The 26739-nt window shown below is 38.4% G+C and carries 21 protein-coding genes, 9 tRNA genes, 1 rRNA gene and 1 pseudogene; 4 read left to right on the plus strand and 28 right to left on the minus strand.

Annotated features, from left to right (window positions below; genetic code table 11):
• Positions 1–458: 458 nt before the first annotated feature.
• Together AC4G3O_RS17310 and AC4G3O_RS17315 are read left to right on the plus strand one after the other, a co-directional pair.
• A complete protein-coding gene (locus tag AC4G3O_RS17310; RefSeq protein ID WP_066102597.1) occupies positions 459–1721 on the plus strand; it encodes a cation:dicarboxylate symporter family transporter in 1263 nt (420 codons plus the stop codon).
• Positions 1722–2165: 444 nt separating this feature from the next.
• Complete coding sequence (locus tag AC4G3O_RS17315) at positions 2166–4160, plus strand: M14 family zinc carboxypeptidase (protein ID WP_262366037.1); 1995 nt, start codon at positions 2166–2168, stop codon at positions 4158–4160.
• Positions 4161–4255: 95 nt separating this feature from the next.
• Here the strand turns inward: AC4G3O_RS17315 and AC4G3O_RS17320 are convergent, their stop codons facing one another.
• Positions 4256–5980: an ABC transporter ATP-binding protein gene (locus AC4G3O_RS17320; protein WP_491136505.1), complete on the minus strand. Its 1725-nt coding sequence runs from the start codon at positions 5978–5980 to the stop codon at positions 4256–4258.
• A gap of 403 nt (positions 5981–6383) precedes the next feature.
• Between AC4G3O_RS17320 and AC4G3O_RS17325 the strand changes: the two are divergent.
• A pseudogene (locus tag AC4G3O_RS17325) lies at positions 6384–6626 on the plus strand (KGG domain-containing protein); the annotation flags it as partial.
• Positions 6627–6690: 64 nt separating this feature from the next.
• Here the strand turns inward: AC4G3O_RS17325 and AC4G3O_RS17330 are convergent.
• The 17 genes from AC4G3O_RS17330 to sigW all read right to left on the minus strand — a co-directional run bounded on the left by AC4G3O_RS17330 (position 6691) and on the right by sigW (position 24563).
• A complete protein-coding gene (locus tag AC4G3O_RS17330) occupies positions 6691–7314 on the minus strand; it encodes a DUF305 domain-containing protein (RefSeq protein ID WP_066102612.1) in 624 nt (207 codons plus the stop codon).
• Positions 7315–7449: 135 nt separating this feature from the next.
• On the minus strand, positions 7450–8094 hold the full coding sequence (locus AC4G3O_RS17335) for an alpha/beta fold hydrolase (protein ID WP_139892856.1): 645 nt from the start codon (positions 8092–8094) through the stop codon (positions 7450–7452).
• An 83-nt stretch (positions 8095–8177) separates the two neighbouring features.
• The gene (locus tag AC4G3O_RS17340) at positions 8178–8621 is read right to left on the minus strand and encodes a YrvL family regulatory protein (RefSeq protein ID WP_139892855.1); all 444 of its coding nucleotides are present in this window, start codon (positions 8619–8621) and stop codon (positions 8178–8180) included.
• A gap of 269 nt (positions 8622–8890) precedes the next feature.
• Positions 8891–10546 carry an FAD-dependent oxidoreductase gene (locus AC4G3O_RS17345; protein WP_175354242.1) on the minus strand — a complete coding sequence of 552 codons (1656 nt, stop codon included), beginning with the start codon at positions 10544–10546 and terminating at the stop codon, positions 8891–8893.
• A 219-nt stretch (positions 10547–10765) separates the two neighbouring features.
• Positions 10766–11683, minus strand: a complete 918-nt coding sequence (gene rbsB / locus AC4G3O_RS17350; protein WP_491136506.1) for a ribose ABC transporter substrate-binding protein RbsB — start codon at positions 11681–11683, stop codon at positions 10766–10768.
• A 15-nt stretch (positions 11684–11698) separates the two neighbouring features.
• Complete coding sequence (locus AC4G3O_RS17355) at positions 11699–12631, minus strand: ABC transporter permease subunit (protein WP_373925508.1); 933 nt, start codon at positions 12629–12631, stop codon at positions 11699–11701.
• 1 nt (position 12632) lies between these two features.
• Positions 12633–14120: a sugar ABC transporter ATP-binding protein gene (locus tag AC4G3O_RS17360; RefSeq protein ID WP_491136507.1), complete on the minus strand. Its 1488-nt coding sequence runs from the start codon at positions 14118–14120 to the stop codon at positions 12633–12635.
• 21 nt (positions 14121–14141) lie between these two features.
• Entirely contained in the window at positions 14142–14531 is a 390-nt protein-coding gene (rbsD, locus tag AC4G3O_RS17365; RefSeq protein ID WP_066102633.1) for a D-ribose pyranase, read from the minus strand.
• The gene (gene rbsK / locus AC4G3O_RS17370; protein ID WP_066102636.1) at positions 14509–15408 is read right to left on the minus strand and encodes a ribokinase; all 900 of its coding nucleotides are present in this window, start codon (positions 15406–15408) and stop codon (positions 14509–14511) included. Before rbsK ends, rbsD begins: the two co-directional genes overlap by 23 nt.
• Positions 15405–16385, minus strand: coding sequence for a LacI family DNA-binding transcriptional regulator (locus tag AC4G3O_RS17375; RefSeq protein ID WP_066102639.1), 981 nt, complete (start codon positions 16383–16385; stop codon positions 15405–15407). The genes rbsK and AC4G3O_RS17375 overlap by 4 nt, the downstream gene beginning before the upstream one ends.
• 404 nt (positions 16386–16789) lie before the next feature.
• Positions 16790–17005, minus strand: coding sequence for a DUF378 domain-containing protein (locus AC4G3O_RS17380; RefSeq protein WP_066102643.1), 216 nt, complete (start codon positions 17003–17005; stop codon positions 16790–16792).
• A gap of 476 nt (positions 17006–17481) precedes the next feature.
• Entirely contained in the window at positions 17482–19284 is a 1803-nt protein-coding gene (gene glmS, locus AC4G3O_RS17385; protein WP_066102646.1) for a glutamine--fructose-6-phosphate transaminase (isomerizing), read from the minus strand.
• 423 nt (positions 19285–19707) lie between these two features.
• Entirely contained in the window at positions 19708–21054 is a 1347-nt protein-coding gene (gene glmM / locus AC4G3O_RS17390) for a phosphoglucosamine mutase (protein WP_066102649.1), read from the minus strand.
• An 81-nt stretch (positions 21055–21135) separates the two neighbouring features.
• Positions 21136–22386, minus strand: a complete 1251-nt coding sequence (locus AC4G3O_RS17395; RefSeq protein WP_066102655.1) for a CdaR family protein — start codon at positions 22384–22386, stop codon at positions 21136–21138.
• Positions 22379–23203 (minus strand): diadenylate cyclase CdaA, encoded by an 825-nt coding sequence (gene cdaA, locus AC4G3O_RS17400; protein WP_066102658.1) that lies wholly within the window; start codon positions 23201–23203, stop codon positions 22379–22381. Before cdaA ends, AC4G3O_RS17395 begins: the two co-directional genes overlap by 8 nt.
• Before the next feature lie 181 nt (positions 23204–23384).
• Complete coding sequence (locus AC4G3O_RS17405; RefSeq protein WP_491136508.1) at positions 23385–23984, minus strand: zf-HC2 domain-containing protein; 600 nt, start codon at positions 23982–23984, stop codon at positions 23385–23387.
• Positions 23985–23999: 15 nt separating this feature from the next.
• The gene (gene sigW / locus AC4G3O_RS17410) at positions 24000–24563 is read right to left on the minus strand and encodes an RNA polymerase sigma factor SigW (protein ID WP_066102665.1); all 564 of its coding nucleotides are present in this window, start codon (positions 24561–24563) and stop codon (positions 24000–24002) included.
• A gap of 163 nt (positions 24564–24726) precedes the next feature.
• Here sigW and AC4G3O_RS17415 point away from each other — a divergent pair, with 163 nt between their 5' ends.
• Positions 24727–24891, plus strand: coding sequence for an aspartyl-phosphate phosphatase Spo0E family protein (locus AC4G3O_RS17415; protein WP_077247995.1), 165 nt, complete (start codon positions 24727–24729; stop codon positions 24889–24891).
• A 715-nt stretch (positions 24892–25606) separates the two neighbouring features.
• Here the strand turns inward: AC4G3O_RS17415 and AC4G3O_RS17420 are convergent.
• The 10 genes from AC4G3O_RS17420 to rrf all read right to left on the minus strand — a co-directional run bounded on the left by AC4G3O_RS17420 (position 25607) and on the right by rrf (position 26649).
• Positions 25607–25681 (minus strand) — tRNA-Gly (locus AC4G3O_RS17420).
• Between the two features lie 4 nt (positions 25682–25685).
• A tRNA-Lys gene (locus AC4G3O_RS17425) sits at positions 25686–25758 on the minus strand.
• Positions 25759–25762: 4 nt separating this feature from the next.
• Positions 25763–25837: transfer RNA gene (locus tag AC4G3O_RS17430), tRNA-Gln, on the minus strand.
• Between the two features lie 53 nt (positions 25838–25890).
• A tRNA-Tyr gene (locus AC4G3O_RS17435) sits at positions 25891–25974 on the minus strand.
• Between the two features lie 11 nt (positions 25975–25985).
• Positions 25986–26058: transfer RNA gene (locus AC4G3O_RS17440), tRNA-Thr, on the minus strand.
• Between the two features lie 99 nt (positions 26059–26157).
• Positions 26158–26233: transfer RNA gene (locus tag AC4G3O_RS17445), tRNA-Val, on the minus strand.
• An 8-nt stretch (positions 26234–26241) separates the two neighbouring features.
• A tRNA-Glu gene (locus AC4G3O_RS17450) sits at positions 26242–26316 on the minus strand.
• 35 nt (positions 26317–26351) lie between these two features.
• Positions 26352–26424, minus strand: a tRNA-Thr gene (locus AC4G3O_RS17455).
• 21 nt (positions 26425–26445) lie between these two features.
• Positions 26446–26520, minus strand: a tRNA-Asn gene (locus AC4G3O_RS17460).
• Positions 26521–26532: 12 nt separating this feature from the next.
• Positions 26533–26649 (minus strand): 5S ribosomal RNA (gene rrf, locus AC4G3O_RS17465).
• Between the last annotated feature and the right edge of the window lie 90 nt (positions 26650–26739).

Below are 26739 nucleotides of genomic sequence, written 5' to 3' on the forward strand. Positions count from 1 at the left end.
TCTCCATACCATCCATTCCCAAAAATAAACAATTATTTTTAAAAATGTGTCCTAAGTCCTGAAAACAACTGTTAAATAACATTGATCTATATATTTTCTTGTACAGTTCTGTAATGAAGTCTACCCTTACCTTTTAATTTACCAGTCCTAAATATACTATCTTAAATGCTCGGTTTCTCAAATTTCCTCTTTTCTGAACATTTGTGTTAAAATGTGTTTATTGTGCCATTAATACCCTTAGCTGTTAAATTTGCCTCTCCGTGGTAATACCTCTATTGTTTTGTTAATTCTGTCTAAAAGGATTTAGTTAGTTTATTACATAGCTAACTACTCATATTTCTTGCTCTCTCTTTCTATCCGCACTCTTTTAATATTCCTCTTTATGATAGATAGGAAGTAAGAATTTCAACACGAAACGCTTTTATCCTAAAAAACATCCAAAGAAGGGAGCTAACTATATGAAAACATCTAAACTTAAATTTTCATTAGCTACTCAAATTTTAATCGGCTTAGTATTAGGAATTATTGTTGGTGCAATTTTTTATGAGAACACAACTGCACAAACGTACCTACAGCCGCTTGGAGATATTTTCCTCAATTTAATTAAAATGATTGTCGTACCTATCATTATCTCAAGTATTATTGTTGCTATAGCTGGCGTTGGAGACATAAAAGCAGTCGGGAAACTTGGTGGTAAATCGTTACTTTACTTTGTATGTGTAACTATGGTAGCCATTGTTGTCGGACTAGTATCCGCAAATATTTTCCAGCCCGGAAAAGGCGTAAACATGGAAAATTTGGAGCAAACGGATATATCCAGCTATGTTGGGTCTGCTGAAGCTAAGGAAGATCAATCTATTATTGATATGATCGTTCATATTGTCCCAGCCAACCCATTTGAAGCATTTGTTACAACAGATATGCTTGCTATTATCTTCTTCTCTGTCCTTTTTGGACTTGGTGTTGCTGCTGTAGGTGATAAAGCAAAGCCTGTTTATAACTTCTTTGATGGCGTGGCCCAGATTATGTTTTATATAACTAACCTCATTATGAAATTTGCACCGATTGGTGTATTTGGATTAATTGGTGTTACAATTTCTAAATTTGGATTGGAATCTCTTATCCCCTTAGGTAAGTTAGTTATAACGGTCTATGGAACGATGATTTTCTTTGTGATCATTATTTTAGGATTAATTGCCAAGGCAGTCGGCTACAGTATTTTCAGATTGTTTAAAGTGTTAAAAGCCGAACTAATCCTTGCTTTCTCTACAGCAAGCTCTGAAGCCGTTTTACCTAGAATCATGGATAAGATGGAACAAGAGGGCTGTCCAAAGCATATTGCTACCTTTGTTATTCCAACAGGTTATTCCTTTAACCTGGATGGTTCTACTCTTTATCAAGCCTTAGCAGCACTGTTTATTGCACAAATGTACAATATTGATTTATCCATAATGGAGCAAGTAACTCTAATGCTTGTGTTAATGATTACCTCTAAAGGTATAGCAGGCGTACCCGGAGTCTCCTTCGTTGTCTTATTAGCTACCCTAGGTACTGTAGGTATTCCAGTTGAAGGTTTAGCGTTCATCGCTGGTATTGACCGTATCCTTGATATGGGTAGAACGGTTGTAAACGTACTGGGTAATGCTCTTGCATCAGTGGTAATCTCCAAATCAGAAAAAGCATTCTCCCCTCCTGCTGAATCACAGCAAGAAGCAATTTAATAGAATAAGTTGAAACAGCCTGGACTGATTAAACGTCCAGGCTGTTTTTTGGAGTTCATAAACTGAAACTGCTGTTAAAATTGGTATAGACAGAATAGCCAAATCCGCACCTCCAAAGATTCACTATAAATGAGAGTATATCTACCCTGCAAATGGCGGAAGCAAAACTTCTTGTTTATAAATCTACTGGATAAAAAATCCCCCCAACAATGTCTCTATACCTCTCTATATAAAAATGAATAGGAATTTACTGTATCCATTGTCTTATTCTTTCTAACAGTGATATTGACCTATAAAATTTAGTAGCTAGACAACAAACTCTAGGTATCCCTCCAAAATAACCAAATTTTCGACAATCCTATATCTTAAAGTTCTGCTAACTAAGTAAATATAATATACTTATAGATGGTTAATGATTACAAAACTAGAAAGGGTTGGGGATATTTGAAAAGAATAAGTCAGTTAATTGTCATGATGCTAGTACTCTCACTTTTGATTCAGCTACCCGGGGAAACGAAAGCTGCTTCGAAAACGATTGTCAATCCGAATAAGACGTATACATACACACAAATGGGGAAAGACATTACAACCTTAAAGAAAGCTTACCCGGATTTGGTACAAGTAAAGACAATTGGTGCATCTGAATACGGCAGAAAAATATATGCTGTAGGTCTTGGAAAGGGAAGTACCAATGTTTTTATCAATGGTTCCCATCATGCTCGTGAATGGCTGACGACCAGCTTAAATATGTACATGATTGAAAAATATGCAGCGGCCTATAAGGGCAATAAAAAAATCAGCGGATACAACGCAAAAAGTCTTCTTAATTCCTCCACTATTTGGTTTGTTCCAATGGTGAATCCTGATGGAGTAACTCTTCAGCAACAAGGTTTAAAGGCATTTCCTAAGAGCACTCATAAAGCAATTATCAAAATGAATAATGGAAGCAAAAACTTTAAACGATGGAAGGCAAATGCCAAAGGGATTGATTTAAATAGACAATATAAGGCAGATTGGGGTAAAATCAAAAACTCTCCGAAATCTCCAAGCTACAAGAACTATAAAGGGAAAGCACCTGAATCAGCGAAGGAAGTAAAGGCTGTTGTAAAATTTGTTAATCAAATTAATCCAGAAATGACTGTTGCCTATCATAGCAGCGGCCGTATTCTGTATTGGAATTATAAACAAAGTAAAACCAATTATAATAGAGATCATGTATACGCTAAGAAGATTGGCAAAATGACAGGCTACTCATTGGTATATCCAGGCAAAAACCCTTCAGGCGGTGGATTTTCGGATTGGTTTATCAGTACTAAAAAAAGGCCTAGCTTTACACCTGAGATTGGGAAACCTGCAGGTGAAACAAACCTACCCGTGTCACAGTTTTCTCAGATTTGGAAAGAAAATCAGGGAGTAGGCCTATACGTTGCACAGGAGAGCATAAAGCTAAAAGACGCACGGGATAAAAAGTCGGCAGCCACATTGAAAAAAGACTCCGCTGCTAAATTAAAAACGGCTAAGAAACTCGAAAAATACTATTATACTGACATTAAGAGTACCTCTAACCTAAAAATAACAGACGCTCACCAGAAGCTCTATAATACAGTGACAAAGGATATTAAAGCCCTGCAATCTAAAGTAAATAAACTGCCAAGCAAGCATACGAAATCAATTAAGGCAGATATCACCGCCATGAAAACATATACATCACGTTCATTGACCTTTATGAATGCGGTCAAATATGGATCCACTCTTCAAACTGCTGACAAAGCAGTAGTCAAAATGATAAATGATGGTATAGTAAGCTCAAAATTACCTGATTCACATAAAAAATTAAACCAAACTATTACGCAAATGCAGAAAAAAGTGACCCCGCTTTATGGCAAAGGTGCTCGTACTCTGTTTACACAGAAATATGTTACACCAGCAAAACGTACGGCTGAAGACACTAAATATGATGTGGAACGCTATAACTTACTCGTTTTAATAGAAGGACAAGTGAAGGAAAATAAGTTTACGGACGCCCAAAAGAACTTAAACAAGCTGCCTGCACTTGAGAAAAAATCCATAGATTTAAAGAAAAAGAATCTAAGTAAGTACCCAACTTATATGAAATGGGAAAATAACTTTAAAGTTAAAATAGCTGAATTACAGAAAGAAGTAACAGACGCTCTCACCAAGGCAGAAGAAGCTGCCAAAAAAGCTGAAGATCAAAAAAGAATGGAACAAGAAAAAGAGAAGGCTGCAAAAGAGTTAAAAGAGCAGCAAGCCAAAGAGAATGAAAAAGCCAAACAACAAGTGAGAGAAAAACAAAAAGCTAATCAATTAAACAACGAAAAGAACAGATCATCATTTGACCAACAGAAGCCTGCCCAACCGAACTCTAAACCAAACTCACCGCACAATGGTGGCACTCCAAGGCAGATTGTAAACAACTAATAATACAAAAAAACAGGTAGCTGTCTGAACAAAGCTCCCGATTGTTAAACAATTGGAGACGCCGTTCATCTTCTACCTGTTTTTTTAATGTTTTATCAAACAGTCTCTTTCCCAAATTGAATTCTATGCAGGTTTGCAAATATCCCATTTTGATTCAGCAATTCTTCATATGACCCATCTTCAGCTATCCCATCCTCAGTTACAACAATCAGACGGTCGGCATTACGAATGGTTGCCAGGCGATGTGCGATTACTAACGTAGTACGGTTCGCTGCCAATTCATTTAACGATTGCTGAATGATTCTTTCCGTTTCCGTATCTAAGGCAGATGTAGCCTCATCTAAAATAAGGATTGGCGGATTTTTTAAAAACATACGTGCAATTGCAAGCCTCTGTTTCTGCCCTCCAGATAACTTCAACCCCCGCTCGCCAATCTGCGTATAGTATCCATCCGGCAGCTGTTCAATCATCTTTTCCAAATGAGCTTTTCGGGCCGCTTCTACAATTTCCTCAAATGAGGCATCCAGTTTCCCATAAGCAATATTCTCGCGAATGGTTCCTGTGAATAAAAAAACATCCTGCTGTACAATTCCAATATGTTTACGGAGTGACTCAGTTGTCATATCGCGAATGTCCATTCCATCTATTTTAATAGACCCTGCATCCACGTCATAAAAACGTGGGATAAGTGAGCATATCGTGGTTTTTCCGGCACCGGTTGGACCAACAAATGCAGTTGTTTCTCCTGCCTTTAAATCAAGATTGACATCGTGTAAGACTGGTTTGGATTCATCATAGCTGAAATCAACATGACTGAAGGAAATATCCCCCTTCAAACCACTTACTGAGATGGCATTTTCTTTATTTTGTATATCTGGCTCCTGTTCAATAAGCTCGCGAAAACGCTTGAAGCCTGCCATTCCTTTTGGATATAGCTCAAGCAGTGCACTGATTTTATCAACAGGCTTAATTAATACATTCGTATATAATACGAAGCTTATCAACTCTCCATAAGATAATGTTCCATTAAAGCTGAGCCAGGCTCCTACTACAAGAACCAACAATGTCAGCATCCTTGTTATCATATAAATAGAAGAATGTGTCCACGACATCACCTTGTATGCAACAAGCTTGGCAGAACGGAATAACCTGTTATTCAATTCAAAGCGATCCATTTCAAACGCTTCATTAGTAAACGATTGAACAACGCGCACACCTGCTACACTGTCTTCCACCCGAGCATTTACATCAGCAATACTTCCGTACATATTCTTCCATGCTGCGTTCATTTTCATATTGCTGAATGTCACCAGCCATATTAAAAATGGAATTAGAATAACCGCCACGATCGCTAAAGTAGGATTAATATTAAACATGATGGCAAAGGCACCGAAGAATGTCATAATTGCGATGAAAAGATCCTCAGGTCCATGGTGGGCAAATTCACCAATATCAAATAAATCATTTGTCACTCGGCTCATTATGTGGCCGGTTTTTGTGTTGTCAAAAAATCGAAATGATTGCCGCTGAACGTGATTAAAGAGCTCCTGTCGCATGTCTGTTTCAATATTTATTCCTAGCTTATGCCCCAAATAGTTCACAATAAATTGCAGGAATGTACTCAGTAAATAAACAGCTAATAATAAAATGCTGACCGTCACGACCATGCTCCAATTTCCTGTCGGCAGCAATTCATCAACAAACCATTGGACTGCCATCGGAAAAGCCAACTCCAGCAACGCAACTATAATGGCACTAGTAAAGTCAATCAAAAATAGCCGCTTATGCGGTTTATAATATGAAAAAAATTTCCCCAGCATCCTTTTATTCCTCTCTTTTCTAGTCTCAACTCATCCATTATATCAATATCTCTCAAATATAAATGCGAATTCTGTTTTAAAAAGGAATAGATTTACTTATTCTTCAATACAATTCGAATATCCTATAACTCTCAATCTTTTAAATACACTTTTAAATTAATAAAATAGTTCAAAGCATATTGGTATAAACATAGAAATTTATGAACCGAATTGTTGATTCTATTAGGCTTACAGACTTACTAATACATTTCAATTTCCTCAAAAAGGATTCTTTTTTTCAACTATTTACAAACACGTTACATTTGAATTAAAGACTCAATTTAGCGTTTTTACTATACTCACGTTGGAAATATACAGAGTATACAACAAAACAATTAAAATAAACCCAAAGGAGCGATTTATTATGGCAGACAAAATGTCTAGAGAAGAAGCAGGACGCAAAGGCGGAAAAGCTACATCTAAAAAGCAAGACAAAGAATTCTACCAAGAAATTGGACAAAAAGGTGGAGAATCCACTTCTGATAATCATGATAAAGAGTTTTACCAAGAAATCGGTAAAAAGGGCGGAGAAGCTACTTCCGATAACCATGATAAAGAGTTCTACCGCGAGATCGGCAAAAAAGGCGGAGAAGCACGCAATAACGATTAATATGAATGCTAAAAAAAGCAAGAAGGTGACGTGATTTACTCTCACGTCACCTTCTTTATGTTTATCGAATAGTTTTTAATAAATTATTCATTTCTGCAACTTGCCTTTGTTGTGTAACAATCATCTTTTGTACGATTGTCCTTAATTCAGGATTTTGAGTATACCTTAATATATTTTTGCCCATTTCAATAGCAGCCTCATGATGTGGAATCATTTCAGTCAGGAAGTCTCTATTAACATTTCCCGTTGGTTTCGCAGCCTCCAATTGAGTGATCATTGAGCTATAAATGTTATTATAGGTCTGTAGATAAGCAGCTTCTGCCTGCTTATTCACTTGAGGATTATTTTTTAGCTTATTTTTCAGTTCCTCCATTTGTCTTATACCATTTAACTGTTCCTTAATTATCGTATCTGCCAGTCTTTTCAGCTGATTATTGGCACCGTCATATTTTAATAAATTTTCTGCCATAGAAACAGCTGCTTCATGATGCGGAATCATTTCATACAAAAAATCGAGCGATGGATCCCCTGTTTTAGGAGCCTCAGACATACTTTCCTTCATAACCTGCAAAATACTTCGATAATTATCATAATAGTCCTTTTCCTTAGGACCAATTTCCGCCTGAACCTGTGAACTGAACATACATAGGAATGCCAATAGTACTGCTATACTTCTTTTTCTCATAAAGAATCCTCCTAAGTTGTTTATTTTTCTTATTATGTAAAAAAGGTATAGTCCCTATGCATTTCATTCACATAAACGATTTAAATTCTTTCTCTCCCAGCATGAAGCTTTTAAACTTTCCATCCTATATGGAAATTAAAATTGATCAATCTCACCTATGATATCCTTTAATACATCTATCGACTTAAGTATATCTCCTTCATAATCCATGCCGTGGTACACCTTTGGGTAGAGCCTTGTTTTCATACTTGGATGATAATCCAATTGTTTGAATCTATCCTCTATATATTGATGATCATGGTCGCCAATAAAGCATAATCCTTTGACAGAACTGTCTTTCATAGCACTCCATACATCATCTCTTTTTAGTAAAGGTGTCAGCCAAACAGCTTTTGCATCCTTGAATTGAGATTTTTTCAGCTCATTGCTCATCGCGATCGTACCAAGTGATTTTCCAATCAGGTAGAAATTTTCATACTCTCTATCCTTCAGAGCATGATCAATCATTGCTCCGGAATCATAGATAACCGCTTCAACTAGCTGTTTGTAGGTGAAATCCTCATAAAAAGAATCTCCATATGGGTACTCTAATTGCAATACATCTATCCCTTTGTTTAAATATAACCCTGTGGCAAAATGAAAAAGAGGTCCATGAACCGTATATCCCAACCCAGGAAACATAATGACCAGGCTACGTGAATCTTTATTTGTACTGAAAATGGAATAACGAATTCGCTTTTCTTTATATCCTGAAACCTCGTTACTATTAACCTCTTCCATCACAATCTCCTCCCAATTAAAAATTAAGCAGATTAATAATAAAATTTTTTACCAATTATATGTATTTAAATATTAATAGTCTTTCAAGTTTCCTTCTGCTCTAAAGCCTCTTCAAGGAAGAACATAAAAATAACCACGATTATTTCCACTATAAAAGGAACTGTAATGCGACCCATAAATTCGTCTACTGTATAAATAGTCAGCCAACTAAAGATACAGTTAAACAGAAACTTCACAGCGAATAATTGGTAGGTCCCAGATATATAGAGTTTTGATAATTTAACAAGCACCATTGAAAACAAATCCAACACCAAACCAAGCAAAAAGAGAAACACAACAAATAGGAAGAGTGTAAATCGAGAGTCATACTCTCCCCCAAACAATCTAAAAAAGCCCGCAAAACTAAAGTAAGTAACACCCAACACAAACGACAAAGGAATGAGTACAATTAGGCAGATAATCACCACAGTTGTAATCTTTTCTTTTATCCCCATCTCCCGAAAAGGTTTATCTTCATTCGAACTCATGAATTACATTCCTACTTTCAAGTACAATATGTCCTGAGTCTATTATAAGCTTCATCTTGTTAGGGAGGCACCGTCTTTATATAAATCTTGGAAAAAAACAAGCATGTATGATGGCTGATTTAATAGAAAAAATCATTTTAACTAATAATAAGAAAGAATTTTAGCGAACTCAAAAAGTCTTCCTTTATCAAGTAGAGGAAGACTTTCAAACCGGAGTTGATTTTAATACTTAATACAGAGTGCGTTGGTGAAATATCGAGCTCTAAGGCTTATTCAGCTGATACTAGTAGTTTCTCTTTAATATGGTTAGCGGATATATAGCCAAATACCGTTGATGGTCCTAATGTGGCACCTGGACCAGCATATACACGTCCCATAACGGATGCTGAACAATTTCCAGTTGCATATAACCCTTCTATCGGTAATCCATTGCGAAGAGCTTGCCCATGTTCATTAGCTACAATTCCGCCTTTTGTCCCTAAATCACCAGGATAAATTTTACAGGCATAGAATGGCGGTTTTTCAATAGCACCCAGGTTAGGATTTTTATAAGTAGGATCGCCGTAATAATTATCATAAACTGAGTTTCCACGCCCAAAATCTTCATCCAACCCTTTTTTTGAAAAATCATTAAACCTGTTAGCCGTATTTTTTAACCCCTCTATGTTAATTTTGCATTTCTCCGCCAATTCTTCAATGGAATTCGCTTTAATTAAGAATCCGCTTTCAATTGCACTTTTAGGAGTTCTTCTTGGGAGCATGTTACCAAACAAATACTTATTTCGATGTCTGCTCTCCATAATAAGCCATGAGTGAATCGCTTTCCCATTCTTTTCTTGCCTTTCAAGAATCGCATGGCCAGCATCTGTATAAGATTGTGACTCGTTAAAATAACGTTCTCCCGTTTGATCCACTATTATACAATGTGGCATTGAACGTTCATGCACAAGGAATTTTCGGGCACCGCTTGCGTCAATCGCTGTAGGTCCCCACCAGGCATCATCCAATAAAGCAGTATCTAAGTTATGCTTTTCTGCGATTAACAGCATATCTCCTGTGTTATCCGGACTTGCAGCTGTCCAGTCTGTTCCTACATGATGATATTTTTTGCGCAGCTCCAGATTTCGTTCAAATCCTCCACCCGCCAAAATCACTGACCGACACTTGATAAAATATGGTTTCCCCTCTTTTTCTGCCTCGACCCCTACAATTTTATCTTCCTCCATGATTAAATCCTTTAAGGGTGTAGATAACATCAGTGGGACTTGATATTTCTTTGCAATTATGAGTAAACGGCTGACCAATCCGCCTCCAATCGATATAGCATGTTCACCTTTGATCTTATGCTTAAATCCATTCAGGAACATACCGACAACCGTGTTAAAATCTTTTGCATTTGTAAAGGCTTTTGGTAAAGAGGCTACTTTGCCGGAATAGATGGGCATCGGAGCCTCAAGCTCACCCGTTCGCAAGGTCTCTTCGTTCTCTGCTAAAAGCCTAGCATCAACAATTTCCGCCTCAATGGAGCGACCTATTTTACCACCAGGTCTTTCAGGATAATAATCTGGATACAATGAGCCCGCTACCCACTTCATCCCTAAATCCTCTAAAAACTTTACCATCCTGTGACCATTTTTCACATAGGCCTCTTTTCGCTCATACGTAGATGCTGGCCCTGTGTCCTCTATTATTTCTTGCATATAAGTAAGAGCTTCTTCTTCACTGTCCTGTAAGCCAGCATTTTTCGAAACATGATTATTTGGAATCCACAAACCTCCGCCAGATAAAGCCGATGAACCACCCCATACAGATCCTTTTTCAATAATAGCTGTGCGAAGACCGCCATACGCAGATGTAATAGCTGCTACCAATCCTCCCGCACCACTGCCTACTACTATAACGTCATATTCTTCATCCCAGTTCATTTGCATTCCTCCATATTGTCCAAGTTTTATATTTATATGAAAGATACAGCAATAAAAGTACGTCTTTCTTCTATCTACTGGCAAATGATTTTGAAGGGTAAAAGAGTTCCCGTTTTATTAATATGCACACAAAAAAACAGCTGCCGACTCTATCGACAACTGTCCATTGTAAAGACACTCTAAATCTATTCTTTCAGTTAACAAATATACAGAAATCTATTATTTTTTTATAAGCTTAAGCTCTACAGGTATAGCTTTATCGATTTCTTTGCCGTCTAAATGATTTACGGCAGCCTCAACTGCTTTTTCACCAATTAAATCTGGCTGTTGAGCAACGGTAGCAGCCATCTCACCGGATTCAACCTTTTTCAATGCATCATCTGTCGCATCAAAGCCAATAACGATAATATCTTTACCGCTTCCTTCAATTGCTTCTAGAGCTCCAAGAGCCATCTCATCATTTTGTGCGAATACTGCTTCAATATCTGGATTAGCCTGAAGAATGTTTTCCATAACTGTTAATCCTTCTGATCTATCAAAATTAGCAGTTTGGCTAGCTTTAATCTCTACTGATTCTTTTACTGCTTCATTAAATCCTTCTCCACGGTCAATAGCAGCTGATGAACCAGCTATCCCTTCTAACACAGCAATCTGAGCACCTTTTTCTACTAAAGTAAGTAAATATTCGCCTGCTAATTTACCGCCCGCCTTATTATCGGATGCTATATGAGATATAACTTCTCCACCCTCAGATGATCTGTCTACTGTAATAACTGGAATCCCAGCGCTATTAGCTGATTCAACCGCTGAAGAAACCGCAGAAGAATCTACAGGATTAATCATGATCATATCAACTTTTTGCTGAATTAAATCCTCTACGTCAGACGCTTGCTTAGAAGCATCATCTTGAGCATCTACTACTGTTATCTTTGCATCAAGGCTATCCGCTTTTTCTTCAGCAGCTTCGCTTAGTGACACGAAGAACGGATTGTTTAATGTAGATACTGAGAACCCGATAACCATATCTCCTTTTTCCTTGGATGACTTGGATTCTGATTTGCTTCCTGATTCCATTGAACAGGCTGCCAACACAACAGATAACATTGCTGCCAACAGAATTAATGAATACTTTTTCATTTAATACACTCCCTTTTATGCTTGTTTTTTGCGATCTAAAAGAACTGCCATTAATATAACTGCACCCTTCACAACCTGTTGGAAGAATGATGAAACCCCAATTAAATTCATTCCATTATTCAGTACTCCGATTATCAATACACCTACTAATGTACCGAATATCCAACCACGTCCTCCAGTTAGCGAAGTACCCCCTAAAACAACTGCGGCAATCGCATCCAACTCATAGGATTCTCCAGCAGTCGGCTGAGCTGAATTCAGACGTGATGTTAAAATTAATGCTGAGACAGAGGCTAAAAGACCTGTAATTGCGTAAACCCAAATTTTCACTCGATCCGTATTGATTCCAGATAGCTTGGAAGCGTCTTCATTTCCACCTACAGCATAAACTCGGCGGCCAAAAGTTGTCTTATGGAGAATGAAATATAATATAATGAAGGCCAAAATTGTTGTAACAACAGGAACAGGAATTCCTAATAAATATCCTTTACCAAACATTTGGAAAGTAAGAGAGTCACCCAGCCCCGAAACTGGCTTTCCTTCCGTATAAACAAGCGTTAATCCGCGATAAATAGTCATTGTTGCTAAAGTAGCAATAAATGGGGCAACTTTTCCTTTTGTAATGATCACTCCATTAATTGCACCCAGGATTAACCCAAGTATTAGAGCAGCACCCATTGCTATGATTGGATCTGTACCACTGGCAAGAAGGCTTGCTGCCACTGCACCGGTCAATGCCAATGTAGAGCCGACAGAAAGGTCAATTCCCCCAGTCAAGACCACAAATGTCATCCCAAATGCAATCAGCCCGCTAATTGTAACTTGTCGTAAAACGTTTAAAATATTTGAGACCGTCAAGAAACTCGGATTCATGATTGTAATTACCACAATTAATAACAATAGACCAAATAGCGGACCTAGCTTGGAAAGCCACTTTTTGTAGTTCACTTTAGACAATCTTCTCTCCCCCTGTCGCAAAATGCATGATTCTTTCTTGTGTCATATCTTTCTTCTCTACTACCCCTGTCAATTTACCTTCCCGCATCACTAGCACTCTATCCGCCATACCTATGACTTCCGGTAGTTCTGAAGAAATCATTAAAATAGCTACCCCAGCCTCGGCTAATTGATTGATAATGTGATAGATTTCCTTCTTAGCGCCAATATCAACCCCTCGTGTCGGTTCATCCAGAATCAGAATTTTTGGTTGAGTGCCGAGCCACTTGGCAATAACAACCTTTTGTTGATTACCGCCTGATAGAGACTTAACGATTTGTTCTGCACCAGAGGAGCGTATTCGTAACTGATTTATGTAATTTTGAACAAACTCATTCTCCTTGCCTGGCTGTATAACGCTAGCTTTAGAGCCCTTTTCTAAATTTGCCAACATAATATTCTCTTTAATTGAGAAATCTAATATTAATCCCTTTGATTTTCGATCCTCTGTCACCAAACCAATTCCAAGCTTCATAGCTTCTATGGGAGTTTTAATTTGGACCTTCTGACCATCAATAAAAATCTCCCCCTGGGTAGATTTCCTATGTCCAAATAGAGCTTCTGCTATTTCAGTTCTACCAGCCCCCATCAATCCTGAGAGTGCCAATACCTCCCCTTGATGCAAGGTAAATGACACATCCTGAAAGGCATTATCCGCACTTAAACCCTTCACCTCCAGCTTCTTGTTGCCTATCTTGGCATTTCTGGAAGGGAATCGTTCTCCTAACTGACGTCCAACCATCATAGCAACGATTTCATCGAATGTTGTCTCCGAGATTTCCTTCACTCCTACATATTCTCCATCACGCAATACCGTAATCCGATCACAAATTGCAAATATCTCTTCCATACGGTGGGAAATATAGACGAATGAAATTCCCTTGCTTTTCAGCTCTCTAACTGTTTTAAACAGGGTTTGAATTTCACGGTCTGTCAAGGCAGCAGTAGGTTCATCCATAACAATATATTTGGCTTCAGAAGCAATCGCTTTTGCAATCTCAATAATTTGTTGCTTCCCGACCGATAAGTCTCCCGCTCTGGTCCGTGGATGAACATCCAGGCCTAGCTTTTTCAATAGCCTTTTTGTTTCCTGTTCCATTTCTTTACGTTTCAAAACTCCAAGTCCATACTCTAGTTCCTTGCCGAGAAATAGATTTTCGGCCACGGTAAGGTCAGGTAAAATATTTAACTCCTGATGAATCACATGGATACCCTGGTTCTCAGAATCCTTCGCCGACTTAAAATCCATCAATTGACCGTCGACTCTTACCTCTCCGCTGTCCTTCGTATAAATACCTGACATGATTTTCATCAGTGTAGATTTTCCTGCTCCATTCTCTCCCATAAGCGCATGAATTTCTCCGTTAAGCAATTCAAATTGGACATCCCTGAGTACGACATTACCACTGAATGCTTTTGAAATACCGGACATCTGAATCATTTGCCGTTCACCCACCCTCTGTTAAAAAATAACGCCACTCTGTAAAATAATATTTGCATATGGCGAAGCTTCACCGGTACGAATGATTACTTTAGCTGCCTTTGTTTGTATTTTAAATTGCTCATGCGTTACCTTCTGTATATCATTGAAGCATTCATGAACGTAGTGGTTTATATCAGGATTTGTTTCCTTCATTTCCTCTGCTATAAAGACCTGCTCTACTTCCAAATCTTTTAAAACCTCTTCCAAAACAGGAATGAATCCTGGTTCTCCGAGCTTATAGGCTAAGTCGATACATACAGTTCCATCTGGAATTGGAAGTCCGCAATCAGCAATCACAATCTGATCTGTATGGCCAAGCTTGGCAAAAATACCGGCTAATTCACGATTAATGATTCCCTTTTTCTTCATCAAGCTTCCCCCTTAACCTTGCCTCAACCGCATCTATTCCAGGCATTCCGCCTTGAGCGCCAAATCCTTCAACCGATAACGAAGCTGCAATATTGGCAAAATGAGTTGCATCATTAAGAGATTTTCCGTTTACATAGGCATGAGCAAAAGCGCCATTAAATGTGTCGCCTGCACCCGTCGTATCAACCGGGGTCGTTCTGTATCCTTCTACATGGATAATCTCATTACCATCACTATACATAGCTCCTTTATCTCCCAAGGTCACTATTAATTTATTTGGGTACTCTCTAACTGCTTGTTCTGCTGAAAGACCCAATATTACATTGCATTCTGTTTCATTAGGTGTTAAAAACGTAATCTTATCCATCCATTCCACTCGGAAATTTTGGGCTGGAGCAGGATTTACAATTACGGGAACCTTTAATTCGGAACATAAATCCAAAGTGTATTCTACTGTTTCCACCGGAATTTCAAGCTGCATGATGACCAGTTTTGACCGTTCAATTGTCCTGCGGTGTTTGTCTATCAAGGTCTTATCTACTTTAAAATTCGCACCTGGCACAACAATAATGCGGTTATCCTGATTATGCACAATGATATTAGCTATACCAGTGCTTTCAGATACCTTGCTTACACCATTTGTATCAATTTTTTCTTTTTCAAGGTTATCAATCAGCATGTCACCAAAGCTATCGTTACCCACTGCACCGATCATCGCAACCTGGCTGCCTAAGCGGGCTGCAGCAACTGCTTGATTAGCTCCTTTTCCACCAGGAATTGTTTCAAACCGCTCTCCCAGTACTGTTTCACCCTGCTGAGGGAATAGCCCTGATTGGCAAACTAAGTCCATATTTATACTCCCTATTATGGTAATCATTGAATTGCCCCCTTTGTTGAATCTCTTATGGTTAATTGCGGAGCTACAAATTCAGTCATTTGTTCGAGTAATTCTCCATCAATTTGTTTAATCAGTAATTTAGTTGCTTTAGAACCAAGCTCATAAATATTTTGTGCTACTGTCGATAACCCAGGTGTCGTCATCTGTCCAAGCATAATCCCATCAAATCCGAGAATTTGCAATTGATCGGGCACTGTTATTTTGAGAGAATGGGCTGCTTTTAATGCTCCTATTGCCGAAACATCACTGCAGGCAAAAATTGCATCAATCGATGAGTCCTCCTTCAATAATTTAAAAACAATCTGCTCAGCCTCATTAAAATCAAATGGACACTCAAGTATAGTAGTTTTAATCTGGCTGGTTTCAGTAGCTTGTAAAAATCCTTTCAATCGATCATCAGCCGGCTTCAGTCCATCTGGGCCGCGTAAACAAACAAGATGATTGATTTGCTGCCTAAGCAAAAATTCAGATCCGAGTTTCGCCCCTTCTATATTCTGGGTCATTACTGTAGGAAAACCTTCGCCAATTGACCGATCAAGCGCCACTAATGGGACATTAAGGCTTTTGTAATATTCCTTATCCAACTCGTTTGTTGCCAAAATAATACCTGCTATATACTTTCTCGTTAGTGTTTCAATGTATTGGCGTTCTTTCTCCGCCTGCTCATCTGTATTGCAGAGAATAACCGTGTAGCCATTTTCATATGCTGCGTCTTCCACTGCTCTTGCCAGCTCTGGAAAGAAAGGGTTTGTTATATCTGGTATGATGAGCCCAATTGCATTTGTCTGCTTTGTATTCAAGGATCTAGCAATTATACTGGGCCGATATCCTAATTCTTTGATTGCATCCTCTACTTGCATACGTGCCTTTTCGCTTATGTAGCCTTGATTTAAATATCTCGATACAGTCGCTACAGAAACTCCTGCATACTTTGCAACATCTTTTATAGTAGCCATTTTATCTCCAAACAAAATATGGTACCGGTACCATATGTAACCGGTTACATAATACATTACATGATTTTACAGAATGTTGTCAATCATTTTCATTTATGAATTTGGTCGATATGCCGACCTTTTTAAATTTATGCTAAAAGGAGGATGAAGAGGGAAGCTATAAAAAGATACTACACGGGGCTATCTGTGTCTTACTCAATTTTGAACTTTTTATCCATTTTCTAACTTAAACAAGAATATGTATATACCGCTTACGTTCTTCTCTATAAAAATTCATTAGCTCACCTGAGGTTCACCCATTAGGCAAATAGAGGTCCAAGGAAAAGGACCTCATCTTTAGTCAGCTCATCTATCTTCCCATAAACAACCCCCCTCTTTAAAGAGGGGGGAGATTAAAATTATCATTAAGCCGCAATACGTGATTCCTTTGATGGAGCAAAGAGCAACCCAATATTAGTTAAACCAGCAATACCTACTAACGCATAGACGATTCGAGAAAGAATGGCATCCTGTCCTCCAAATAAAGTTGCTACAAGATCAAATTGAAACAAACCTATCAGCCCCCAATTTATAGCTCCAATGATCGTTAATACAAGTGCTATTTTCTGTAAAATACTCAATTTTCATTTCCCCTTTGTAAGTTTTTTGTAATCATTTACTATATTCACGTAATCACGGATACTTAAACCAAAATATATAGAAAAAATATAAGTTTTGTATAATTTTATTAAAGGATAGTATTCCGTTATAAGAGTGATTTGTTTGAGAAAACAGTTACTAACTCTTCAACAAAATTAAATCATTACCGGCTTAGTAATATGTAAACTGTGCAGACTCATTAGTCTATCAAACTTATATTTGTATTCTCCTCTATATTTTTCGTAAATTAGGGAGTATGAATATACAAATAGGCTGTACTGGGAAGCCAGATATACTTGCTCTTGTGTACAGCCCATTTAGTCTTAACCTTTAGAAATAACCTAGTAAGGATGAGTTTACTAATTGTACATCTAAAATTTCCTCTATCAAATTCAAAAAACCCAGCTCCCTTCAAACGAAGAGTAGCTGGGTATTGAGTTTATACTATATTGATTCCTTACTCAACCGTAACCGATTTTGCTAGATTACGAGGTTTATCCACATCACAGCCACGGTGAAGGGATGCATAGTAAGCAATTAGTTGTAATGGTATTACAGAGATAAGAGGTGTTAACATTGGGTTAACTTCTGGAAGTACGTATGCGTCTCCTTCTTGATCAAGTCCCTTCATGGAAATGATGCAAGGGTTAGCGCCACGTGCAACCACTTCTTTTACGTTACCACGGATGCTTAAGTTTACAGCTTCCTGTGTTGCCAAAGCAATAACAGGTGTTCCTTCTTCAATTAAGGCAATTGTACCGTGTTTTAGTTCACCGCCGGCAAAGCCTTCCGCTTGAATATAGGAAATTTCTTTTAGCTTCAACGCACCCTCAAGGCCAACGAAATAATCGACAGAACGTCCAATAAAGAAACAATTACGTGTAACAGCAAGATATTCGCGTGCAATCATTTCGAATTTATCTTTGTCATCACATAGAGCCTCCATTGCGTTCGCAACGATTCCCAATTCTTTTACTACATCAAAATCTGCTAATTGATTTTTTTCTTTCGCCACAACAGCCGCCAGGATTGTTAATACAGCCATTTGTGCTGTGTATGCTTTAGTAGATGCAACCGCAATTTCAGGACCAGCATGTAATAACAACGTAAAGTCAGCTTCACGAGACAATGTTGACCCAGGTACATTAGTAATCGTTAAGGCTTTGTAGCCCATCTCTTTTACTTGCACAAGTACGGCACGGCTATCTGCTGTTTCTCCGCTTTGGGAAATGAAAATGAACAATGGTTTTTCTGATAGTAAAGGCATATTGTAGCCAAATTCGGAAGCTACATGAACTTCTACCGGTACTTTCGCCATTTTTTCAAACATTTGTTTTCCAACAAGGCCAGCATGATAGCTTGTTCCACAAGCAACAATGTACAGACGATCCGCTTCATTTATCGCATTAATAATTGCGTCGTCTATTTTTAGCTCACCCGCTTCATTCTGATAAGCTTGAATGATTTTACGAGTTACTAAAGGCTGCTCATCAATTTCTTTTAGCATGTAGTGCGGATACGTTCCTTTTTCAATATCGCTTGCATCCAGCTGTGCTGTGTAAGGCTCACGAGTAACTACTGTACCGTCCAATTGTTTAATGGTGATTTGATCTTTTGTAACAAGAACAATTTCTTTATCCATAAGTTCAACAAACTGGTCTGTTACTTGCAGCATAGCCATCGCATCACTAGCGATTACATTGAAATCAGCACCTACACCTACTAATAATGGGCTTTTATTTTTAGCTACATAAATGATTTCTTCATCTTGTGCATCCAATAAGCCAATTGCATATGAACCATGCAATAGACCCAGAGCCTTTGCAAAAGCTGCTTCTACGTTAAGTCCTTCTTCAACAAATTTGCTGATAAGCTGAACGATTACCTCAGTATCCGTATCACTCACTAAATCAGTATCTTGAAGGTACTCCCTCTTTAATAATTCATAGTTCTCAATTACACCGTTATGAACGATCGTAAAACGCCCATTCGAACTTTGGTGAGGGTGAGCATTTCTTATGCTTGGTACTCCATGAGTTGCCCAGCGAGTGTGTCCAATTCCTTTAGAAGATTGTACAGATGAATCTACGCTTTCACGTAAATCAGCTATTCTTCCTTTTTCTTTGAACACATGTACACCGTTCTCATTCATAACAGCAATACCAGCTGAATCATATCCTCTATATTCAAGCTTTTCTAAGCCTTTTAGTAAAATTTCTTTAGCATCTTGATGTCCAATATATCCTACGATTCCACACATACTTGTTTATCCTCCTATAAAAAAGATGAAGGGAACAAGAATGCCCAGGGGGGCACACTTGCCCCCTTATCTCTGAATAATTTTTAGTTGATATATGCATCTCTTTTTATTCTGTCCAATTTGTCACCAAACTGATTTAGTAAAAAGAGGGTCAGTTGTGCATGCAACCGGAAGGCATCCGCCGAAAGATCGATAACCTCCACCTCGTCAACTGGGTTACTCCAGTCCTGGCGCTTTACTAACTAAATAACATCTTCCCTCCTCTTCTATTTTGAACTCAATTTTCAGCATACACTATTTGCTCTCATTCCGTCAACATTTACAAAAATATACATTTAAATCTCATAATTCAGCTATACATATATAAAATATGCATAAGAGGAAGAACTGTTCCCCTTATGCATTAATTGTTATTGATTATTATTATAAGCCCATCTCTGCCCTTACAACATCGGCAATTCTCTCAACGTATTGATCGCATTGTTCCTGTGTAGGTGCCTCAGCCATTACACGAACGAGTGGTTCAGTTCCGGACGGTCTAACAAGAATTCTCCCGTTTCCGCTCATTTCCTCTTCCACTTGATCAATAATTGCCTTCACTTTATCATTATCCGTTACATGATGCTTATCTGTTACACGGATATTAACAAGTTTTTGTGGATAAACTTTCATTTCGCCTGCAAGTTCTGAAAGTGGCTTACCTGTCAGCTTCATAATATTAATGAGCTGTACACCTGTCAGCAATCCGTCTCCTGTTGTATTGTAATCAAGGAAAATAATATGCCCTGATTGCTCTCCGCCAAGATTATATCCACCTTTTTTCATTTCTTCTACAACATACCGATCTCCAACAGCTGTCTGCGCACTTAAGATTTGGTTTACATCTAATTCTTTATAAAATCCCATATTACTCATAACTGTTGAAACAACTGTATTATGCTTAAGACGGTTATGTTCTTTCATGTATTTTGCACAAATGAACATAATTTGATCTCCATCAACGATTTTACCTTTCTCATCGACAGCTATTAATCGATCTCCATCTCCATCAAAAGCCAGACCAACATCCGCTCCCTTTTCGAGAACAAATTCAGCCAGCTTATCTGGATGCGTGGATCCGACTCCTTCATTAATATTAAGACCATTTGGTGAAGCACCCATAGTCGAAACATCAGCATCTAAATCAGCAAACAAGTGTGTTGCTAAAGAAGAAGTAGCTCCGTGTGCACAATCGAGGGCTACATGGATATTTGTGAAATCCTCGTCCGCCGTTTGTTTTAAGTATTGAATATATTTTTGCCCACCTTCGAGGTAATCATTGATTCTACCAATGTTTTCTCCGATTGGTCTTGGGAGTTGATCTTCTTCCATATCTAATAATGCTTCAATCTCTTCTTCCTGATCATCTGAAAGCTTAAACCCATCAGATCCGAAGAATTTAATACCATTATCCGCTACAGGGTTATGGGAGGCAGAAATCATTACACCTGCTTCTGCGCCTAATGCTTTTGTTAAATAAGCAACTCCAGGTGTTGAAACGATTCCCAAGCGCATGACCTCCGCTCCAATTGAGAGCAGACCTGCTACAAGGGCACTTTCCAGCATGAAGCCGGATATTCTTGTATCACGGCCAATGATTACTTTTGGACGGTTTTCATTATGTTTTGTTAACACATATCCTCCAAATCGGCCTAGCTTAAAAGCAAGCTCCGGTGTCAGTTCGCTATTTGCTACACCCCTCACACCATCTGTACCGAAATATTTACCCATTAAAAATCTCTCCTTCTACTAATACACTTCATATTTTATTGCCTATATATACCTAACTGTCTTATGAAAGAGTGTAGGTTGTTATCCATCTGAACTTTTTTCTGAGATTTCCACTGTAATTGTCTTACTATTGTTAGGCAGTTCCCAATGTACCTCATCTGGTGCATTCACCTTTAAGGGTACTGTATGGTTTCCTACATTTAACTCTTTTACCTCGATAAATATATCAAAATCACTGGATTTCAGGGATTTAATCTTAGATGCCTCGCCTTCAATGGCCAGGTCCACCATCCCTTTTGAAGGATTAAGAATTTCCGCCTCATATTTCTCATTGTCTAGTCCCTTTATTTCAATAGGTATATTCGAGATTGTTTGAGTATTTTCCTTCTTTATCTTAATTGTCACTTTAACCGTATCTATAGAAGATCCAACCACTCCATCAGGCAAGCTGACTGGAATTTCAATTACAGTATCCTCATCAATATTGCTGACATCAACAGGTACCGTTATCTCCTTTATATCTTTAAGAATGGATTCTCCTCCATAGATGGTAGCTGTCTCCGAATCAATTTTAATACTTTCAATTTTAACTCCTTCAGGCGGTGCTCCTGTAGCTTTAGCAGATAGGCTGACCTCTTTTGAAGGACTGTTTACATTTATCGAGATATCAACTGTACTAGGTTCAATATTCACATCTAACAAGTTCATATTGCTATCAAATGCCTGTACTGTTGCTTCAGTTAGAATATCATTCGTTACATGTGAGTCCGTTTTAACAGTTGCTTTTACAACAGAAACCTTATCGACATGGCTCTTGGCACCCGTTATTTCCACTTCTGTTGGACTTAGATATGGCGGGTCTGATGAATATCCTTCTGCTAATAGTGTTTTATCAAATTCAGCCTCGACTTTGAAGTTCTCTGTTACCTTCTCCTCTACCACTGCTGTTGCATTGGCCTGTGTCAGTGTATAGTTAATTTTATCCGATAAATTCTTTACCTTGATTGGTACCTTTTGAGAACCAATTTTAGGATCGGATAAGTCTACATAAATCTCAAAGTCCATTGTAGATTTAGCAGTTATAACTATACTCTTAGGTCCCTCAATCGTAATATCCAGAGTTTCGGGTATCCCGCTGACAATTAAATTATCGGTATCATAATAAACCTCAACAGGCACGTTTTTAATCGTGGCTGTTTCTGTGCTTGAAGGTGTATTATAAGGATTACTGGAATTATTGATTGGGTTACTATTGACAGAGAAAAATAGGAATAGTGCAATCAGAAAAGCCCCAATTTTCATAAACCAACTGCTAGAAATAAGTTTATCCATCTTTTCTCGACCTCCAATTCCAAAGATTCGAAGAGGTCGTTTTATTATTTATGGACAATTCATTTTCAAGCATATTTTGCAGTTCATCTAACGAAAGATTCCGATAAAGCTCTCCGTTTTTCGTTAAAGAAATATTCCCTGTCTCTTCCGAAACAACGATTGTCAAGCTGTCGGTAACTTCACTTATTCCCAGCGCCGCCCTGTGCCTTGTTCCCAGTTCCTTTGAAACAAATGGGCTTTCAGATAAAGGAAGATAACATGCTGCTGCAGCAACTGTGCCATTTTGCAGAATTACCGCTCCATCGTGCAGTGGTGTATTCGGTATAAAAATATTAATTAATAACTCAGATGACACTCTGGAATCGAGACGTATACCTGTCTCAATATAATCATTAAGACCCGTCTCTCTTTCAATTGAAAGAAGGGCACCAATCCGGCGCTTGGCCATATAGGTTGTCGATTTAATAATAGCTTCAATTGTTTGCTCCTGCACATTCTCTTCCTGAAAATTTGTCCTGGAAAATAAACGGCCTCTCCCCAACTGTTCGAGCGCTCGTCGTAATTCAGGCTGAAAGATAATAATGATGGCTAAAACTCCCCAAGTCATTACATTTTCCATTAAATAGCTCATTGTATTTAAGCCAAGGATTTCACTCGCAAAGCGTCCAATCACAATTAAAAGGATTCCACGTAATAGCTGTACGGCTTTTGTCCCTTTAATAATTTGCAATAATTTATAAAAAACAAACCAAACGAGAAAGATGTCGGTTATGTTTATAATATAATCTAATAAAGAAAAGTTGTTTAGAAACGGCATGTCATTTCCTCCAGTCATGTCCTTTCCCATGAACGGTGTATATACCGCTATGTTGTATAACCCCACTATTATAACATACTGTTCCACAAACTCTAAGAATTCAGTCCCAAATTCATTGATAGAAAAAGAAAAAGGCCATCCGTGGTGGATTGCCTTAAATAGGTCTATTTCTATCTATAGATTAAAAAACTCTTGATGCTATATCCTTAGTATGAAACCAAATCCATTCAAACAGTTGATCAATCTCTTCTATATTTCCAGTCACTTCACCAGCTCCTGCTAAATAGTTATCTCCATTAATAACCGTTACGTTCCCATTGACTTTGCCCTCAACTTTTATATCTCCATTTTTGACAACAAGGTCCCCTTTGACCGTCTTTCCTTCCGGAACAATCACAGTTTGTCCTTCGACGACCAAGTTAGGGTCTTTAGAGAATGAGAACTGTTCATCCTCTCCCCAATAGGAAAATAAGCTACTGCCCATCAATAGAATAAAGAGCGAAGCGGCAATTAACACTGGATTGCGCTGCAGCCATTTTTCAAACCTTCGCCTTTTCGATTGTTTAGGTAGATTTCTCATTACATTTGCGGTAAATCCGCTAGGTGCTGTAATATGGTTACTTTGAAGAAAGGCAACTGTTTTACTCAACTCGTGAAAGGTTTTCTTACACTTATCACATTCTGCTATATGCGAAAGAAGCACATTGGAATGTTCTTCATTAATGTCATCGTCGAGATAATCATGCATATAATCTGCGATGTTTTCTGGGCATTGTTTCATTTTAATCCACCTCATTTATATAGATCGCATCGATTTTCTCAGTGCATCTCTTCCCCTATGAATTCGTGTTTTCACGGTTCCTACCGGTAAATTAAGGATTTCACTAATTTCTTTCAGAGATAGCTCATCCACATATTTTAATACAATAACTGAGCGGTATTTTTCAGGCAGATTCTGAATTTCCTTTTGCATTTTTTCTTTAAGCTCTAAACTCTCCAGTTCATCCTCAGGTAACTTTGTATCCGATGGAATCTGTGAATACATATCAAGCCCCTCTGTACCTGCTACTTCTGCATCGAGATAATAATCCGGCTTCTTTTTACGTATACGGTCTATACATAAATTTGTAGCAATCCGGTATAACCAGGTGGAGAACTTTCGGTTCATCTGGAAAGTGTGTATATTCATATATGCCCGTAAAAAAGCTTCCTGTGCCACATCCTCTGCTTCATGGCGGTCACCCAGCATGCGATAGCACAATTGAAATACTCTGTCTTTATAAAACTGAACGATGTCTTCATATGCCTGTTGTTTACCACCCAGCACTTCCTGTATTCTTTCTTTAATAAGTCCTTCCAAATTGTCCATCCTCCGCATTGGCGGCCTTCAGCATTTATACGCACTGGCCTTGAGAAAAGTTTCAATAAAAAATAATTTTTGTTTTTTACATTGACACACTGTTTAATCTTTATAAATATGGGTAATAAAGGTAACAAAACCTCTTGCAGATAGGAGTGAAGACTTGGAACTACATATACTTATGAAGGATATTGAACAATGCCGCCAAAGAATGATACTACTTGCCTCTTCAACTTCAATGCTTGACTCTGATGTCATCAAAGCAAGTACTGAACTGGACTCATTAATCAATCTCTATCAAACTCACACAAGATATGTAAAGCAGTAATCCTAAAAAGGTTGCTGCTTTTCTTTGTGGAATGATGATCTCTGGTATCCACTGACGGCTAACAAAATCCCAATTGGTATTAGTTTCACTCATTATATTTAGACCCAGAATGAATAGGCCCTATTCATTGCCTCATCCATTCCGGATAAGGGTCAACTTTTACTGTACTAAGTATACAGCCAGGAGACAGTCATATAAATTTTCTCCTGTGCCCTTCACTATTTATCATTCAATGTCGTTTTTCTTTACGTTTGACCCCATGCCTTATTCTTGAATTAACCTACCTCTCAAACAAACCGTAGATTCTTTATAAAACATCTATATATAATCGACAGGATTTGTTGATATATATCATAACCAGATTAACTTCTTCAAACGTACTGGCATTACTTAAAGAGCACCTTTTCCCCTATCGATCAGGCAATGTCATTCACCGAACCTTTATGCTAATACTCTTTAATCTATAGATCGCTTATATAATGGTTTTAAAAGTACACACTTAACTTCTATCATACCTTATTAGCTTAGTTCAGTCTCGCAAATCGTTTCTCAAGAGTAAAGAGCCTCTTTAGTACCAATAAAACGGTAGCTGAATAGTTTAATTCTTGCTTTTGATGCGTGCCAATTCTTCTTATCGCAGGGCTTAATGGTTTTTATAATAAAAAAAACCTTAAAATGCAATGCATTTAAGGTTTAAAATAGTCGTATAAAATTTTGGAGCGGAAGACGGGATTCGAACCCGCGACCCCCACCTTGGCAAGGTGATGTTCTACCACTGAACTACTTCCGCAAAATGAGCCATGAAGGACTCGAACCTTCGACCCTCTGATTAAAAGTCAGATGCTCTACCGACTGAGCTAATGGCTCTAAATGGCTGGGCTAGCAGGATTCGAACCTACGAATGACGGAGTCAAAGTCCGTTGCCTTACCGCTTGGCTATAGCCCAAAAAGAAAAAAAGGGACAATATCTTGTCCATTACTCAAAGCTTATTAAAATAATGGTGGAGGGGGGCAGATTCGAACTGCCGAACCCGAAGGAGCGGATTTACAGTCCGCCGCGTTTAGCCACTTCGCTACCCCTCCGATATTAAGAGTGCCGGCAAGAGGACTTGAACCCCCAACCTACTGATTACAAGTCAGTTGCTCTACCAATTGAGCTACACCGGCATATTAGTTTTAAACCTTCTTTTGAGGAACACTTAGTTAGTATAACCTATATGGATTATAATTTCACCAAGTATTTTTTGGTAATATTTTTGGTTTAAATGGTGGAGGATGACGGGATCGAACCGCCGACCCTCTGCTTGTAAGGCAGATGCTCTCCCAGCTGAGCTAATCCTCCATATTAATTGGTGACCCCTACGGGATTCGAACCCGTGTTACCGCCGTGAAAGGGCGGTGTCTTAACCGCTTGACCAAGGGGCCATTCATAAGATGTTAAAGTCATAACTACTTTCGAGAGCTTCCAAGCGGGCTCGAACCGCTGACCTCTTCCTTACCATGGAAGTGCTCTACCTGCTGAGCTATGGAAGCACAATAAACAGGACAAAAAAATGGCTCCGCAGGTAGGATTCGAACCTACGACCGCTCGGTTAACAGCCGAGTGCTCTACCACTGAGCTACTGCGGAACAATATGAATTGCCCGGCAACGTCCTACTCTCACAGGGACTCGCGTCCCAACTACCATCGGCGCTGAAGAGCTTAACTTCCGTGTTCGGAATGGGAACGGGTGTGGCCTCTTCGCCATCATTACCGGACTATTTGGTTAGAAAGAAATCATTCCTTCAAAACTGGATAATGTAAGTTTGGCAAGTATGCTTGATTCATTTGGTTAAGTCCTCGAACGA

Source organism: Bacillus sp. z14 (2026), assembly GCF_058313575.1.